Here is a 15,940-nt window from a genome sequence, read left to right as displayed (position 1 = left end):
GAACAGGCTCATGAACACACCCAGCGCGGTGATCGACCTCGACGCCATCGCCCACAACGTGGGTGTGGTGCGCGACAGCGTGGGTTCGGCCGCGGTGATGGCCGTGGTCAAGGCCGACGGTTACGGCCACGGCGCCGCCCCGGTGGCCCGGGCCGCGCTGGCCGCGGGAGCCGCCGCTCTCGGGGTCGTCACGGTCGACGAGGCGCTCGCACTGCGCCGGGACGGGATCACCGCGCCGATCCTGTGCTGGCTGCATCCGCCCGGCACCGACTTCGCGCCCGCGTTGCAGGCCGACATCGAGGTCGCGGTGTCGTCCCTGCGGCAGGTGCACGACCTGCTCGATGCCGCGGCACGCACCGGCCGCACCGCGGTGGTGACCGTCAAAGCAGACACCGGTCTGAGTCGCAACGGCGTCAGCCCGGACGAATACCCGGACGTCCTGGCCGCGTTGGCGCGCGCCCTGCGCGACGGTGCGGTGACGGTGCGCGGCCTGATGTCGCACCTCGCGCACGGCGACGTGCCGGATCATCCGTTCAACGACGAGCAGGCCCGTCGCTTGACCGAGATGGCCGCCACGGCCCGGGGTGCGGGTATCGCGTACGACGTTGTGCACCTGTGCAATTCGCCGGCGGCGTTGACCAGGCCGGATCTGGCGTTCGACATGGTGCGCCCCGGTATCGCGGTGTACGGGCAGACGCCGATCCCGGAGCGCGGCGACATGGGTCTGCGGCCGGCGATGACGCTGAAATGCCCTGTCGCGAAGGTCCGTTCGGTGCATGCCGGAGACGGGGTCTCGTACGGGCACACCTGGATCGCCGACCGTGACACCACCTTGGCGGTGATCCCCGCGGGCTACGCCGACGGGGTGTTCCGGCTGTTGAGCAACCGGTTCGAGGTGGCGATCAACGGCAGGCGTTACCCGAACGTCGGGCGGGTGTGCATGGACCAGTTCGTCGTGGACCTCGGACCTGGCGCGACGGACGTCTCCGAGGGCGACGACGCGATCCTGTTCGGGCCCGGTGCCGACGGTGAGCCGACCGCGCAGGATTGGGCGGATGTGTTGGGCACCATCAACTATGAGGTGGTGACGAGCCCGCGCGGACGGATCGTGCGCCGGTACGTCGGAGGTGGGCAGCCGTGAGCCGCGGCGCGGGATGGCTGGCCGGGGCGGCGGGTGTGGTAGCGGTCGGCTCAGCTGCCGGGGTGACGGCGGCGCGGTCGTTGCGGCGCAGGCTCACCGAGGACGACCCCTACCGGGACGAGGATTTCGAGCTGCTCGACGCCGACCGCAGCTGCGTGGTGACCACACCCGACGGGGTGCCGCTGGCGGTGCGCGAGGTGGGGCCGCAGGAGGCGCCGCTGACCGTGGTCTTCGCGCACGGGTTCTGTCTTCGGATGGGGTCGTTCCATTTCCAGCGCGCCCGCCTCACCGAGCAGTGGGGCGATCAGGTCCGCATGGTGTTCTACGACCAGCGCGGGCACGGTCAGTCGGGTGAGGCGCCACCGGAGACCTACACGGTCGAACAACTCGGCCAGGACCTGGAGAGCGTGCTCGCGGTGATGGCGCCGAAGGGTCCGGTGGTGCTGGTCGGCCACTCGATGGGCGGAATGACCGTGCTCTCGCATGCGCGGCAGTACCCGAAGCGCTACCCGACCCGTATCGTCGGCGCCGCACTCATCTCCTCGGCGGCCGAAGGTGTTTCGCGCTCCCCGCTGGGCGAGATCCTGAAGAACCCCGCGCTGGAGGCGGTGCGGTTCGGAGCCCGATACGCGCCGAGGATGATGCACCGGGGGCGTGGCGCGGCCCGCTCCGTCATCGGGCCGATCCTGCGCGCGGCGTCCTACGGGGACGAGAAGATCAGCCCGAGTGTGGTCGCGTTCTCCGAACGGATGATGCACGACACTCCGATCACCACGCTCGTCGAGTTCCTCCACGCCCTCGAGGTGCACGACGAGACCGCCGGGCTGGAGACGTTGAACAAGATTCCGACCATGGTGGCGTGCGGCGACCGCGACCTGCTGACACCGATGGAATACTCACAGGAGATGGCCGATGCGTTGGACAAGTGTGAACTCGTGATCGTCGGCGGCGCAGGACATCTCGTCCAACTGGAGCACCCCGACCTGATCGACGACGCGCTGGTGCGGTTGGTGGAGCGGGCGACGCCGTCGAAACTGGTCGCGCTGACCCGCCGGGTCAAAGAGCGGGTGCGGTCGAATGGCTGATCGCAGCGGCACCGCCGAACTGCTCACCCCCGAGGACACGATCGCGCTCGGCGACTCGTTGGGCCGGGAGCTGCGCGCCGGGGACGTCGTCGTGCTCTCAGGCCCGCTGGGCGCGGGGAAAACTGTGCTGGCCAAGGGGATCGCTCAGGCGCTCGACGTCGAGGGCCCGGTGGTCTCGCCGACGTTCGTGCTGGCGCGGGTGCATCGCGCCCGACGGGAGGGGGCACCGGCGATGGTGCACGTCGACCTGTACCGGCTGCTCGACGAGTCCTCGGTGGACCTGCTGGCCGAACTGGACTCACTTGATCTGGATACCGATCTGGACGACGCGGTCGTGGTCGTCGAATGGGGTGAGGGTGTGGCCGAGCGGCTGTCGGACAACCATCTCGACATCCGGCTGGAGCGCTGCGCCGACACGGACGCGCGCACCGCGATCTGGCAGTGGAGCCGGCCGTGACGCGGCTGGTGCTGGCGCTGGACACCGCGACGCCGGCGGTGACGGCAGGCGTGGTCCGCGTCGACGACGATGCACTCGCGGTGCTTGCCGAGCACGTCACGGTGGACGCGCGCGCCCACGCCGAACAGCTGACCCCGAACATCGTCGGGGCGCTGGGTGAGGCGGGTGTCGGGGTAGAGCAGCTCGACGCGGTGGTGGTCGGGTGCGGGCCGGGCCCGTTCACCGGGTTGCGGGTCGGGATGGCGACGGCGGCGGCGTTCGGACACGCGCTGGGCCTTCCGGTGCACGGTGTGTGCAGCCTGGACGCCATCGCTGTGGGGACCACCGGTGACGTGCTGGTGGTGACCGATGCCCGTCGTCGCGAGGTGTACTGGGCGCGGTATCGGGACGGGCGCCGATTCGACGGGCCCGCGGTCAACGCGCCGGGCGATGTGCCCGCCGGGGCGGAAGCGGTCGCGGGATCGATCGACCACGCTGCGCTGTTCGACCTGCCGAGGCTGGCACCGGTCTACCCGACCACCGCGGGACTGGTTGCCGCCGTGGCGGATTGGTCCGCCGAGCCGGAGCCGCTCGTACCGCTGTATCTACGCCGTCCCGATGCGAAGCCGTCGCAGGCGGTGAAGCGGTGAATGTTGAGTACGGACCGCTGAGGCCGGCCGATGCGGCACGATGCGCGGAACTGGAATCCCAGCTGTTCGATGGGGACGATCCATGGCCGGAGCGGGCATTCCTGGCGGAACTCGCGGCGAAACACAACCACTATGTCGGCGCTCGGGTTGACGACAAGCTGGTGGGGTACGCGGGGATCGCGCGGTTGGGGCGATTCAAGCCGTACGAGTACGAGGTCCACACGATCGGTGTCGATCCGGCGTATCAGGGGCACGGGATCGGCAGGCAGCTGCTGCACCGACTTTTCGATTACGCCGACCACGGCGCGATCTTCCTTGAGGTGCGGACCGACAACGCGGCGGCGATCGCGCTGTACGAGAGTGAAGGTTTCGAGAAGATGGGCGTTCGCAAGCGGTACTACCGAGTCAGCGGCGCGGATGCGTACACGATGAAGCGGGAGCGGCGATGATCATCCTTGCCATCGAGAGTTCCTGTGACGAAACGGGAGTCGGTATCGCCGAGTTGGGCGACGACGGTTCGGTGAGGTTGCTGGCCGATGAGGTCGCCTCGAGTGTGGACGAACACGCGCGCTTCGGCGGGGTGGTTCCGGAGATCGCGTCGAGGGCGCATCTGGAGGCGCTGGGGCCGACGATGCGACGCGCGCTGGACACGGCCGGAATCGAGAGGCCGGACGTGGTCGCGGCGACGATCGGGCCAGGTCTGGCCGGGGCGCTGTTGGTGGGAGTGGCTGCGGCGAAGGCCTATTCGGCCGCGTGGCAGGTGCCGTTCTATGCGGTGAACCATCTGGGCGGGCATCTGGCGGCAGACGTGTACGACCATGGTCCGCTGCCGGAGAGTATCGGCTTGCTTGTCTCGGGCGGGCACACGAACCTGCTGCATGTCCGGTCGCTGGGGGAGCCGATCGTGGAGTTGGGGTCGACGGTCGATGATGCGGCCGGTGAGGCGTACGACAAGATCGCGCGGCTGCTGGGGCTCGGGTATCCGGGCGGCCGGGTGCTGGACGAGCTTGCGCGCGAAGGGGATCCGAAGGCGATCGTGTTCCCGCGCGGGATGACAGGTCCGCGAGACGATCCGTATGCGTTCAGTTTCTCGGGGCTGAAGACGGCGGTGGCGCGGTATGTGGAGAGCCATCCGGAGGCGTCGCAGGCTGATGTCGCGGCGGGTTTCCAGGAGGCGGTGGCCGATGTGCTGACGGCGAAGGCCGTTCGGGCGGCGAAGGATCTGGGCGTGTCGACGCTGTTGATCGCCGGTGGTGTGGCGGCGAATTCGCGGCTGCGCGAACTGGCGGAGCAGCGGTGCCAGGAGGCCGGGATGACGTTACGGATTCCGCGGCCCCGGCTGTGTACCGACAACGGCGCGATGATCGCCTCGTTCGCCGCGCATCTGATCGCGGCAGGCGCCGCACCGTCTCCGTTGGACGCGGCAAGTGATCCCGGTCTTCCGGTGGTGCAGGGCCAGGTCGCCTGACCGCCCGTCAGAAGGGTGGTGGGTCGTTGCCGCGGGGTGTGTCACCGCGTTGGTCGGCGTTGTGTTGGCGTTCGCGGGTGATGTAGGCGGTGCGGCTTTGTGCGCGTGTGCGGGTGCGGCGCGGCATCATCGCTGCGCGGTTGTCGCTGTGTGGCACGTGGGGTGGGTCGCCGGTCCAGAGGGTGCCGGTGGGTTTGCACAGTGCCGGGAACAGGAGTCGGCTGCCGGGGTGGGTGGTGTAGGTGTGTCCGGTTGGTGAGGTCCACACGATGGTGCCGTCGGGGTGTTGGCGGTCTTTCCAACCGCCGGGCCCGGCCCAGAAAGTCTTCAGCAAATGGTGGAAACGGCACAGTGTCTTCAGGTTTGAGGCGTGGGTGGGCCCGACCGGGTGGGGGACGGTGTGGTCGATGTCGGCGGTGGTGGCGGGTTTGTCGCAGCCGGGGAAGCGACAGGTCAGGTCGCGGCAGCGGACGAACTCGGCGAGGGCGGCTGAGGGGGTGTAGCGCGGCTCTGGTGCGGTGTGGCCGGGGTGGATGATTTCGCGGATCTTGGCGCTGTTGAGCATGGTGTCGAAGAACGGGGCGGGTAGGAACCCGGACCCGAAGACATAGCCCGACCGGCCGGGCAGCAGGACCGGGGCGCTGCGCCGCGGCGCGGGCGCGGGCGGGGAGGGCTGAGCGGGCGGGGCGGGCTGCTCGTCGGCCGCGGCGCCGCTGTCGGTGTCTGCGCCTTCCCTCGACTCCTTGGACGGGGTGGTTTCCTCGACGCTCGGCTCGTCGGCGGGCGGGGCGGGACGGTCCAGTGCTGCGGGCTGGTCGGGCTCCGGCCGCTCATCGGCGTCGGCGTCATCGCCTTCCCGTGGCACTTCGGCCCGAACGGCTTCCTCGGGCTGCGGCTCGTCACCCTCGGTGTCGGCGGGCGGATCGTCGCGCAGTTCGGCACGCGCCGCGGGTTCGGTGTTTGTGGTGGTGTGGTCGGTGAGGGCGTAGACGATGACTTCGGGGACGGGCCGGGGGTTGATGGCGGCTTCACAGTCGGTGTTGCCGCAGCGACAGGCCAGGCTGGTGATGCCGTGCAGCAGCGCGGCCCAGGCGTCCTTGCGGCGCTGGTCGAGGGTGCGGGGGTCGGCGTCGCAGACGCTGTAGGCCATTGCGGTCAGGGTGCGCCAGCCGGCGGCGGCGTCGCCGTCGAAGACCCGCGACCAGATGGTGGTGAACCCGGGCGCGTCGGTGGGGGCACCGAATTCCAGGGCTGGTCCGATCTCGGCGTCGCGGGATTTGCGTACCGCGTCCGGGTCGTGGCGTTCGACGATCTCGTCGATGTGGGCTTGGGTGGCTTTCACCGACAACGGCCCCCACCCGGTGACCGCCTCGGCGAGTTCGGCATCGACGGCGGCGATCAGGGCCGGGTCGGTGATCAGGTCGGTGCGGGTGATGATCGCGCGCACCAGCATCTCGCCGATCGTCCCGGCCAGAAACAGCGCCCCCACCCGCGGCAGCCGGTCCCGGAGGACGACGGCGCGGTAGGTCTGGTGCAGCGCCAAGCTTTGGGTGATCCGATACGCCGCGGCGATCTCGGCGGTGACCGCGGCCTGCGGATCGATCCACCAGTACAGCCGCTCCTCCGGGGCGAGGTCGACCCGGCGGCCGAACAGTTCGGCCATCACCGCCAGCTTGCGTGCGCACACCGCATTCTCGGCCCGGCCCGCTGCCCGCGCCGCGTCGATCAGGTCGGCATCGGAGAGCCCGGCAAGACTCTCGGGCTCGGCCACCGACACTTCGAACATGTGTGCGATATTACCGGGGCGGGGTGACATCTCCGGACCCGAAAACCCCGGTGGGGGATCGATTCGGATGTGTGGATAACCGACCCGAAGCCGCCGATTCCCTGGCGTCGACCGCATCCGACACCGCACACTGGGGATCGGCACGCGGCGCGAGACTGATATTCGCTGCGCGGATAGCCAGCGGGAATGTTCGCTGACGGAAGAAGTGTGCCACCCCAGCCTTGAGTGCTAGCACTCTCCTGTATAGAGTGCTAGGCGGCAGGTCGGTCCACCCCCGTGTCGGCACCCGCGACGACGGCGCGAGGGAAGAGTCGGCCACCGAGTACACACACCTAAATCGAGTGAAGGGGCTCCATCGTGGCGAGCGTGAACATCAAGCCACTCGAGGACAAGATCCTCGTTCAGGCCAACGAGGCCGAGACCACGACCGCTTCCGGTCTGGTCATCCCCGACACCGCCAAGGAGAAGCCGCAGGAAGGCACCGTCGTCGCAGTTGGCCCCGGCCGCTGGGATGAGGATGGCGAGAAGCGGATTCCTCTGGACGTGTCGGAGGGCGACGTGGTCATCTACAGCAAGTACGGCGGCACCGAGATCAAGTACAACGGCGAGGAGTACCTGATCCTGTCGGCCCGCGACGTGCTGGCTGTCGTCTCCAAGTAGAGCGAATCGTGTTCCGCCCCGGACGTTCCCGTACATACGGGTGATGTCCGGGGCGGTGCGCGTTCCACCCACCCGTCCCTAGGGAAAGACATTCATGAGTAAGCAGATCGAATTCAACGAAACCGCGCGTCGCGCCATGGAGGTCGGTGTCGACAAGCTCGCCGACGCGGTCAAGGTGACGCTGGGTCCCCGTGGCCGCCATGTGGTTCTCGCCAAGTCCTGGGGCGGGCCGACCGTCACCAACGACGGCGTGACCATCGCGCGTGACATCGACCTCGAGGATCCTTTCGAGAACCTCGGCGCACAGCTGGTCAAGTCCGTCGCGACCAAGACCAACGACGTCGCCGGCGACGGCACCACCACCGCAACCGTGCTGGCCCAGGCGCTCGTCAAGGCCGGCCTGCGCAACGTCGCCGCCGGGGCGAACCCGATCGCGCTGGGCGCGGGCATCTCCAAGGCCGCCGACGCCGTGTCGGAGGCCCTGCTGGCCTCGGCCACCCCGGTCAAGGACGCGAACGCGATCGGCCAGGTCGCCACCGTCTCGTCGCGTGACGAGCTGGTCGGCGAGCTCGTCGGCGAGGCGATGACCAAGGTCGGCAACGACGGTGTCGTGACCGTCGAGGAATCGTCGACGCTGGAGACCTATCTGGAGGTCACCGAGGGCGTCGGCTTCGACAAGGGCTACCTGTCGGCCTACTTCGTCACCGACTTCGATTCGCAGGAAGCGGTCCTCGAAGACGCGCTGGTGCTGCTGCACCGCGAGAAGATCAGCTCGCTGCCTGACCTGCTCCCGCTGCTGGAGAAGGTCGCCGAGGCCGGCAAGCCGCTGCTGATCGTGGCCGAAGACGTTGAGGGTGAGGCGCTTTCGACGCTGGTCGTCAACGCCATCCGTAAGACGCTCAAGGCCGTCGCGGTCAAGGCGCCGTTCTTCGGCGACCGCCGCAAGGCGTTCCTGGACGACCTCGCGATCGTCACCGGCGGCCAGGTCGTCAACCCCGACGTGGGCCTGCTGCTGCGTGAGTCAGGTCTGGATGTCCTCGGCACGGCGCGTCGCGTCGTCGTCGACAAGGACAGCACCGTGATCGTCGACGGCGGCGGAACCCGGGACGCCATCGAGGCCCGCAAGGCCCAGCTGCGTGCCGAGATCGAGGTCTCCGACTCCGACTGGGATCGCGAGAAGCTCGAAGAGCGCCTGGCCAAGCTGGCCGGTGGCGTCGCCGTGATCAAGGTCGGCGCTGCGACCGAGACGGACCTGAAGAAGCGCAAGGAAGCCGTCGAGGACGCCGTGGCCGCCGCCAAGGCAGCGGTCGAGGAGGGCATCGTCGTCGGCGGCGGCGCGGCTCTGGTGCAGGCCCGTACCGCACTGGACAAGCTGCGTTCGGAGCTCAAGGGTGACGAGCTGCTCGGCGTCGAGGTGTTCGCCTCCGCGCTGTCGTCGCCGCTGTACTGGATCGCCACCAACGCCGGCCTGGACGGCTCGGTTGTGGTGAACAAGGTCTCCGAGCTGCCGGCGGGGCAGGGCTTCAACGCCGCGACCCTGGAGTACGGCGATCTGATCGCCGACGGCGTCATCGACCCGGTGAAGGTCACCCGGTCGGCGGTCGTCAACGCGGCGTCGGTGGCGCGGATGATCCTGACCACCGAGACCGCGGTCGTCGACAAGCCGGCGGAGCCGGAGGATGACGGCCACGGCCACGGCCACGGTCATCACCACCACTAGGAAGTGCTGAATGGAACACCCCCGGTGAGAACTTCACCGGGGGTGATTCCGTGCTAGGGCGGCGGCGCCTCGCCACGGTTGTCGGGACGAAACGCGGCAGCGTCCTTGGCGTTTCGGATCACGCTTTTACCGAGATCTTGAATATGAGGGTTTCGAGTGCGCCGAAGGCGCCGCGGGCGCTGATGTAAAGCCGTTTGGTGTCGTATCCGGCAACATCTTTCATGGTTTCGGCGCCGACGCGCGCGCGAGTTTGTCCGTCGATGATGGTCACGTCGGCGCCGAGTAGGGCGTGCCTGATGCCCTCTCGTTCGGTCCCGGTCGCGGTCGCGACGAGTTCTCCGATGGTCCGTTCCGGGCCGGCGGTCGGCACGGCAGGGCACGTCACCCCATGCTCGTCCAGGTGGCGGTTGAGTGCCTCAATGGTGGTGTCTGCGCCGACGACAAGACTCAGGTTGCCGAGGTTGATGGTGACGTCGGTGTTGTCACCGACGGTGAGCGCGGCGTTCGGATCGAAAGTGATGCTTCGCGTCAGGGCGTCGCGCACGGCGGCGCCGAAGATGGCGGTATCGGGCTCTTCGTCGGATACGTCGGGCAGCATGATGCCGGGGTTGAGCAGTCCGGCAGGATCGAACGCCTTCTTGATCGACCGTTGTGCGGCAATCTCCACTGAGGTGAAGCGTTTTGTCATGAACGGGATCTTTTCGGTGCCGACGCCGTGCTCACCGGTGATGGTGCCGCCCAGATCGAGTGCGGCGTCGATGATCTCGTTGTTCGCCGCTTCCAGAGCGGATGCCGCCAGTGGATTCTCCTTGTCGTAAAACGTCGTGGGGTGCAGGTCGCCGTCGCCCGCGTGGCCGCATACCGCAATGAACAGGAGGCCGTCGGAATGGCGTGCGGCGATGGACTGAATGGCTTCTTGCATCTCGGGTATCCGGTCGCGGGGCACGGTGACATCCCCGATGAAGAAGCCCTTGCCGCTCTGCACCACTGAGTTGGGGGCGTTGAGGCGGCCGTACCACAATGCGGCGCGGTCTTTGTCGTCCTCGGCGACTCGGACCTCGGTCGCCCGCTCGCCTAACACCCGTTCCACGATGGCCTGATCTCGCTCCACCTCCGCTGCTGTTCCGTCCACGTCGATGAGCACTATTGAATCGGCGTCCAGCGGATAGCCGGTGTCATAGAACTGCTGCAGCCCTGCGATACCTGCGCGGTCCAACCACTCGACGGCTGCCGGCACCACGCCGGTGGCGATCACTGCAGCGATGGTGTCGGCGGCCTCCCGCGCGGAGGCGAACGCACCCATCAGGCTGTGCGTGACGTCGGCGATCGGGCGCAGGGCGACGGTTGCCTCGGTGATGATTCCAAGCGTCCCTTCTGATCCGATCAGGACACCGAGGAGGTCTGGGCCTTCGTCGTCGGCGCTGAAGGTGACCGTCGATCCGTCGGGCAGGACCACGTTGACGCTCAGGACATGGTTATACGTGACGCCGTACTTCAGCGCGTGGGGGCCACCGGCGTTTTCGATGATGTTCCCGCCGATGGTCGCCAGGTGCGCCGAGACCGGATCGGGTGAGAAACACAACCCGTGCGGAGCCAAGGCCGTTTGCAGATCGGAATTGACAACACCGGTTTCGACCCGGGCGCGGCGATTCTCGGCGTCGATGTCGAGGATCTGATTCAGGCCGGTGAGATCCAGCAGTACCCTGCCTGCGGCAGGCATCATTCCGCCAGAGCAGTTCGACGCGCCGCCGCGTGGCACAACCGCGACGCCGTGCTCGGAGGCCAGGCGCATGATCGCGGCAACGTCGTCGCGGCCGTGGGGACGCACCAGCAGGCTCGCCATTCCTCCGTCGCCCCAGTAGTCGCGGCCGCGTTCGGTGAGGACGCCCTCGTCGGTGGTGATGTCGCCATGCGCGGCGACCGCTGCGGCGAAATCCTCGACTTGCCCAGTGCGCGTAGATATCTCAGTCATCGTTGTGCTCTCGTAACCATGCTTCTTCTTCCCCGGGGGCCGGCAGCACCCGGCCGCCTTCGATGGCCAGATGAGCGGGGCTGTTCTGAATGACGACGAGGACCCGCTTGGCAGGGATGCCGGTTATCCGTGACGCCGCCGCGGCGACTTCGGCGACCAGTTGGCTACTTTGGGCTTCCGGATGTCCGGTGCGCACCCAACCGTTGATCAACAGCGGTTGTGCAGGCTGCCCGTCGGTGTAGACGTCGTCCAACGGCAATTCATGGAAGACGACGTTCACATACGTGCCGGGAACGTGGTTGATCATCGAGTGGATTCGGGTCACCTCTGCGGCCAGATCAGCCTTGGTGTCGGCGCTCAGTGCCGACTGCACGGTGGTGCACGTGTAGACCGGCATCGCTCAGCCCAGAACCGGCAGGTGTGGCTGTGTCGGCACGACGAGGACCGTGGGCCCGTCGGCTTCCAGGGCGGCCTTGAACTCCTGGGCGAGCTCTCCTGTGCTGCTTACCGTGGCCGTCCGGCACCCGAAACCCTTTGTCAGCGCTGCTATGTCGAGATCCGGCAGGTCGAGACCGGGGACATTGGGCGTCTCCTCGAGAAGGGCGAAGGACTTCAACACGCAGTACTCGCCGTTGCGCTGGACCACGAAAACGATCGGAAGTTTGTGCTGTGCAGCAGTCCAGATCGCCTGAATGGAGTACTGGAACGAACCGTCGCCTATCGAGGCGACGATGGGTCGCTGCATGCCGCGAGCCCGGTCGCCGAGGGCGATACCGACTGCTGCGGGGACACCCCAGCCGATACCTCCGCTTCCGGTGGCGAAGAAGCTGCCCGTGCGCCGGGTGGGCCACCACTGGATGAGGTCCGCCAAGGTGGAGGTGGACTCCATGACGACCGCCGCGTCATCCGGTTTGACCGAGCTCAGTACCGCGTAGACGTCGTTGGGCAGCAGCGGAGCGGACGCCACGGGCAGCTCGGCGCTGAAATCTCGACTCAGTCCCTGTGGGGCGTGCCGGTCGGCCGGCACCTCAACGAGGTCGAGGAGTTGCTCCAGGACGGTCTTCATGTCGCCGACCAGGCTGTCGCCTACCGGCGCGACCGCGGCGAGGTGCGGATCGACGGTGATCTGCAAAAGGTCGGTTCCCGCCGGCAGATAATCGCCCGCGACGTACGGGTAGTAACTGAAGACCTGCGCGCCAATGACGATGACGAGATCGAAGCCCTCCACGGCCTGGCTGACACCGGCGATCGTCAGGGGCAGTGGGCCGGCGTAGAGGGGGTGATCCTCCGGAAACGAGCACCGTGGCGCCAACGGGCCGCCGCGCACCGGTGCGCGCAGCTTCTCGGCGAAAGCGACACCGGCATCCCAGGCGCCGGCGCGATCAACCTCGGGACCGAGGACCAACATGGGTCGCTGCGCCCGACTGATCCGCGCGGCGAACTCGCGCAACCGCTCGGCATCCGGCTGCACGCGGTGGCTCACCGACCGGACCACGGCCGGTCCGAGCGCCGGCTTGTTCCAGTCGTCCAGCGGGATGGACAGAAACACCGGACCGGTCGGCGGTTGCATCGCCACCGCGTAGGCCCGCATGAATGCCGCGGGGACATCCTCGGCGCGGGACGGCTCATAAGCCCACTTCACCCACGGCTGAGGCAGCACCGTCGCATCCGGGTTGTTCAGGTAGGGGTCGACGATCGACATCTCGCGGGTCTGCTGACCTGCGGTGACGATCAGCGGAGTGTTGGCCCGGTAGGCCGCTACCAGGCTGCCCATGGCGTTGCCTGTGCCTGCGGCGGTGTGCAGATTCACCAGTGCCGGCTTGCCGGTGGACTGGGCGAAGCCGTCGGCCATCGCCAGCACCGAGGCTTCCTGCAATCCCAGAACGTAGGTGAAGTCGTCGGGGAAGTTCTGCAGGAAGGTCTGCTCGGTCGACCCGGGATTGCCGAACACCGTGGTCAACCCCAGTGAGCGGAGCAAGTCATACGTCACCTCATGGACGGACTTGTTATCGGCCATCTTCACAACCCTTCGGAATATCGCTGCGGACTTCTGCCCACATCCCATCCCACGGCCGGCGATGCTCACCCCGTACAAACCACGGGTCGGTGAACACCCGGGAGCACGGGGTCGGTGCAAAGCCGCAGGGCACTTCGGCTGCCGTGGTCGAGTCGCCATGTCAAGATCACCGCATGGTCGGCGACGCCGGACGCGACACACTGGTGGGTCGGCGCGCCGAGCAGCAGCAGCTCGCCGCATTGATCGACCGCGTCCGCGGCGGCGGAAGCGCGGTTCTGGTCCTTCGGGGTGCAGCCGGTATCGGCAAGACCGCGTTGCTGCGGGACGTCCGCGATCGAGCCGCAGACCTGCGCGTCATCACGCTCAGCGGTGCCGAATCAGAGATGGAACTCGCCTACGCCGGGGTTCAGCAACTGTGTGCCCCACTGCTGGGTTCTCTCGACCGGTTACCCGGCCCACAGAAGAACGCGCTTCAGGTGGCATTCGGTCTTCGTGACGGCGCGGCACCGGATCGTCTCATGGTGAGTCTGGCGGTGTTATCGCTGCTCGCAGACGCGGGGGCGCAGCGGCCCACGATCTGCCTTATCGACGACGCGCAGTGGGTTGATCGCGCCTCGCTCCAGGCGCTCGCGTTCGCCGGACGCCGACTCTCCGCCGACCCCGTTGCGATGATCTTCGCCGCGCGTGACCTGCAGGCCGAGCAGGAGCTGGCCGCGCTGCCCCAAATGCATCTCGGCGGCCTCACCGATGCCGATGCCCGGGTACTGCTCTCCTCGATGATGCCCGCCCGCCTCGACGACATCGTTCGCGACAACATATTGTCCGAAGCGGACGGCAATCCGCTGGCGCTGCTCGAATTGAACCGTGCGCTGCCGCGGGCACAGTTGGCGGGCGGGTACGGACTCACGGCGGCCAAGCCCCTGGCGGCGCGGATCGAGCAGACCTACGGTCAGCGGCTGCGCGAACTGCCGTCGCAGACGCGGATGCTTCTGCTCCTGGCAGCCGCCGAGCCCACCGGGGAACCATCATGGTTGTGGGCCGCCGCCGCGCGGCTCGGAATCGGAGCGGACGCCGGTGTCCCGGCGGAGCGGAGCGGCCTGGTGAGCGTAGACACCAGACTCCGATTTCGCCATCCGCTCGTGCGTTCGGCGATATATCGCGACGCCGTCCCATCGCAGCGGCGGCAGGCGCACGCGGCACTGGCCGACGTGATCTCGGGCCGGCTTGCGGATGAGCATCGCGCCTGGCACCACGCCCATGCCACAGAGGCACCCAGCGAAGGTGTGGCCGTGGAGCTGGTGCAATCAGCGGAGCGGGCGCGGCGCCGGGGTGGAAGTGCCGCGGCGGCAGCGTTCTTGGCATATGCCGTCGAACTCACACCGGACCCTGTCCGTCGTGCCGAGCGGGCACTGGCGGCGGCCCTGTCCAAGCTGGAGGCGGGTGACCCAGAGGCCGCAGCCCGACTACTGGAGGCGGTAACCGGCGCTGATGACGAACTACTCGGTGTGCGAGCGGATCTGGTGCGCGCCAAGATCGCCTTCGCCACCAACCGTGGCAGCGACGCGCCCCCGTTACTGCTGGCGGCTGCTGAACGACTTCGCGACCTCGATCCCGCGCTCGCGCGGGAGACCTATCTCGAAGCCCTGATGGCGGCGGCGATCGTCGGCCGGTTCTCCACAGCGGTAGCCGTTGCGGAGGCAGCGCGCAACGCCCCCAGGTTGTCAGGACCGCCCAGAGCGGTCGACCTGTTGCTGGACGGGACGGTGGTCAGACTCACCGAAGGATATGTCGCCGCGGCTCCGATGCTGAAGCGTGCCATCACCGCGTACCTGGACGACGACAAGGCGGGCACTGCCGATCCGCGATGGCATCTGATCGCACTGCGTGTCCTGCTGGAACGATTCGAAGAGGCCACCTATAACGCCTTGAGCCGCCGTCAGCTTGAATTGCTGACCGCGGCAGGTGAATTGACGGCCCTTCCCAACGTTCTGACCACCAACGCGGGCGCATGTGTCAACACTGGCGACTTCGAGCAGGCCGCTGCGCTGGTCGAGCAGTCCAGGTCCATAGCCGAAGCGACGGGCACGCCACCCCACCGCTCGGTCGAGGCGTATCTCGCCGCATACCGCGGACAGGAGCGGCTGTGCGGGGAGATCGTGCAGGCGACGGTCAAGGAGGCGACCGAACGCGGCGAGGGCAGTGCAATTGCCCAGGCACACTTCGCATCGGCGATCCTTCACACCGGACTTCGCCAGTACGACAAGGCATTCGCCGCATGTAGCTCGGCGTTGGAGTACGACGATATCGCGCTGCGCGGCTACATCCTGGTCGAGATGGTCGAGGCGGCGATCAGATGCGGCCAGCGTGGTGCGGCCGAAGCGGCGCTCGACGAACTCGCGGAGCGGGCGGAGGCCAGTGGCTCGGACAGCGCATTGGGTCTCGCGGCCCGTTGCAGGGCACTCATCGATGATGGTCAGAACGCCGGAGCCGAGTACGAAGTAGCAGTAGCGAACCTGCGGCGTAGCCCCGTCGTCGTGTATTGCGCCCGCACGCACCTCGTCTACGGCGAGTGGCTGCGACGTCAGAACCGGCGAACCGACGCCCGCCGGCAGTTGCGCATCGCTCACGAGATTTTCACCGATATGGGGGCCGACGGCTTCGCCGAGCGGACGCGCCGCGAACTCGCGGCAGCAGGCGAGCCCATGCAGGACGAGCGTGGCAGCACGTCGACGGTGACCCTGACGACGCAGGAAAGCTACATCGCGAGACTGGCGGGAGACGGCTATAGCAACTCCGAGATCGCCAGCCACCTGTTCATCAGTCCCCGGACAGTGGAATGGCACCTGAGCAAGATCTTCGCCAAACTCGGAGTGTCCTCTCGGCGCGAGCTGAGGCGGCATCCAAGGGGATGAACCCGAGGATGACGGCCATGGCCATCACGCGCGACCCTGATCGACGACACGCTGCAGGCTCTGCTGGTCCGATTCGGGCCCACGCTCACCCGT

At 67.8% G+C, this 15,940-nt stretch carries 13 protein-coding genes; 9 read left to right on the top strand and 4 right to left on the bottom strand.

Going from position 1 to position 15,940, the window contains the following annotated elements:
- Positions 1-10: 10 nt before the first annotated feature.
- From alr to tsaD, 6 genes are read left to right on the top strand one after another with little or no spacing between them, the layout of a single operon-like run.
- Complete coding sequence (gene alr, locus NTM_RS00720; RefSeq protein ID WP_232079585.1) at positions 11-1,141, top strand: alanine racemase; 1,131 nt, start codon at positions 11-13, stop codon at positions 1,139-1,141.
- Entirely contained in the window at positions 1,138-2,226 is a 1,089-nt protein-coding gene (locus tag NTM_RS00715) for an alpha/beta fold hydrolase (RefSeq protein ID WP_083146877.1), read from the top strand. Before alr ends, NTM_RS00715 begins: the two co-directional genes overlap by 4 nt.
- Positions 2,219-2,683 (top strand): tRNA (adenosine(37)-N6)-threonylcarbamoyltransferase complex ATPase subunit type 1 TsaE, encoded by a 465-nt coding sequence (tsaE, locus tag NTM_RS00710; RefSeq protein WP_083146876.1) that lies wholly within the window; start codon positions 2,219-2,221, stop codon positions 2,681-2,683. The genes NTM_RS00715 and tsaE overlap by 8 nt, the downstream gene beginning before the upstream one ends.
- The gene (tsaB, locus tag NTM_RS00705) at positions 2,680-3,312 is read left to right on the top strand and encodes a tRNA (adenosine(37)-N6)-threonylcarbamoyltransferase complex dimerization subunit type 1 TsaB (RefSeq protein WP_083146889.1); all 633 of its coding nucleotides are present in this window, start codon (positions 2,680-2,682) and stop codon (positions 3,310-3,312) included. The genes tsaE and tsaB overlap by 4 nt, the downstream gene beginning before the upstream one ends.
- A complete protein-coding gene (gene rimI, locus NTM_RS00700) occupies positions 3,309-3,761 on the top strand; it encodes a ribosomal protein S18-alanine N-acetyltransferase (RefSeq protein WP_104862978.1) in 453 nt (150 codons plus the stop codon). Before tsaB ends, rimI begins: the two co-directional genes overlap by 4 nt.
- Positions 3,758-4,780, top strand: coding sequence for a tRNA (adenosine(37)-N6)-threonylcarbamoyltransferase complex transferase subunit TsaD (gene tsaD, locus NTM_RS00695; RefSeq protein WP_104862979.1), 1,023 nt, complete (start codon positions 3,758-3,760; stop codon positions 4,778-4,780). Before rimI ends, tsaD begins: the two co-directional genes overlap by 4 nt.
- Before the next feature lie 7 nt (positions 4,781-4,787).
- On the opposite strand, the gene NTM_RS00690 is transcribed toward tsaD, so the two are convergent.
- A complete protein-coding gene (locus NTM_RS00690; RefSeq protein WP_163765140.1) occupies positions 4,788-6,566 on the bottom strand; it encodes an HNH endonuclease signature motif containing protein in 1,779 nt (592 codons plus the stop codon).
- A gap of 357 nt (positions 6,567-6,923) precedes the next feature.
- Here NTM_RS00690 and groES point away from each other — a divergent pair, with 357 nt between their 5' ends.
- The gene (groES, locus tag NTM_RS00685) at positions 6,924-7,226 is read left to right on the top strand and encodes a co-chaperone GroES (protein ID WP_003929249.1); all 303 of its coding nucleotides are present in this window, start codon (positions 6,924-6,926) and stop codon (positions 7,224-7,226) included.
- Positions 7,227-7,320: 94 nt separating this feature from the next.
- Complete coding sequence (gene groL / locus NTM_RS00680; protein WP_163765139.1) at positions 7,321-8,946, top strand: chaperonin GroEL; 1,626 nt, start codon at positions 7,321-7,323, stop codon at positions 8,944-8,946.
- Between the two features lie 118 nt (positions 8,947-9,064).
- On the opposite strand, the gene NTM_RS00675 is transcribed toward groL, so the two are convergent.
- From NTM_RS00675 to mdlC, 3 genes are read right to left on the bottom strand one after another with little or no spacing between them, the layout of a single operon-like run.
- Positions 9,065-10,918 carry an FAD-linked oxidase C-terminal domain-containing protein gene (locus NTM_RS00675; RefSeq protein WP_163765138.1) on the bottom strand — a complete coding sequence of 618 codons (1,854 nt, stop codon included), beginning with the start codon at positions 10,916-10,918 and terminating at the stop codon, positions 9,065-9,067.
- A complete protein-coding gene (locus NTM_RS00670) occupies positions 10,911-11,315 on the bottom strand; it encodes a tautomerase family protein (protein ID WP_163765137.1) in 405 nt (134 codons plus the stop codon). The genes NTM_RS00675 and NTM_RS00670 overlap by 8 nt, the downstream gene beginning before the upstream one ends.
- A 3-nt stretch (positions 11,316-11,318) precedes the next feature.
- Complete coding sequence (gene mdlC / locus NTM_RS00665; RefSeq protein WP_163765136.1) at positions 11,319-12,935, bottom strand: benzoylformate decarboxylase; 1,617 nt, start codon at positions 12,933-12,935, stop codon at positions 11,319-11,321.
- Between the two features lie 173 nt (positions 12,936-13,108).
- Here mdlC and NTM_RS00660 point away from each other — a divergent pair, with 173 nt between their 5' ends.
- Positions 13,109-15,847 (top strand): helix-turn-helix transcriptional regulator, encoded by a 2,739-nt coding sequence (locus NTM_RS00660; RefSeq protein WP_163765135.1) that lies wholly within the window; start codon positions 13,109-13,111, stop codon positions 15,845-15,847.
- The last annotated feature ends 93 nt before the right edge of the window (positions 15,848-15,940 follow it).

Origin of the sequence: Mycolicibacterium parafortuitum (genome assembly GCF_010725485.1) — a bacterium.
In the GTDB taxonomy this organism is placed as follows: Bacteria; Actinomycetota; Actinomycetes; order Mycobacteriales; family Mycobacteriaceae; genus Mycobacterium.
The sequence above is the reverse complement of the archived record's forward strand: the minus strand, read 5'-3'. Positions and strand labels throughout refer to the sequence as shown.

Excerpts from the sequence above, each read along its gene's own strand:
- tsaD (WP_104862979.1), top strand. The coding sequence starts at position 3,758 with ATGATCATCCTTGCCATCGAGAGTTCCTGTGACGAAACGGGAGTCGGT.
- NTM_RS00660 (WP_163765135.1), top strand. The coding sequence starts at position 13,109 with ATGGTCGGCGACGCCGGACGCGACACACTGGTGGGTCGGCGCGCCGAG.
- tsaE (WP_083146876.1), top strand. The coding sequence starts at position 2,219 with ATGGCTGATCGCAGCGGCACCGCCGAACTGCTCACCCCCGAGGACACG.
- NTM_RS00670 (WP_163765137.1), bottom strand. The coding sequence starts at position 11,315 with ATGCCGGTCTACACGTGCACCACCGTGCAGTCGGCACTGAGCGCCGAC.
- NTM_RS00675 (WP_163765138.1), bottom strand. The coding sequence starts at position 10,918 with ATGACTGAGATATCTACGCGCACTGGGCAAGTCGAGGATTTCGCCGCA.
- mdlC (WP_163765136.1), bottom strand. The coding sequence starts at position 12,935 with ATGGCCGATAACAAGTCCGTCCATGAGGTGACGTATGACTTGCTCCGC.
- groL (WP_163765139.1), top strand. The coding sequence starts at position 7,321 with ATGAGTAAGCAGATCGAATTCAACGAAACCGCGCGTCGCGCCATGGAG.
- alr (WP_232079585.1), top strand. The coding sequence starts at position 11 with ATGAACACACCCAGCGCGGTGATCGACCTCGACGCCATCGCCCACAAC.
- NTM_RS00690 (WP_163765140.1), bottom strand. The coding sequence starts at position 6,566 with ATGTTCGAAGTGTCGGTGGCCGAGCCCGAGAGTCTTGCCGGGCTCTCC.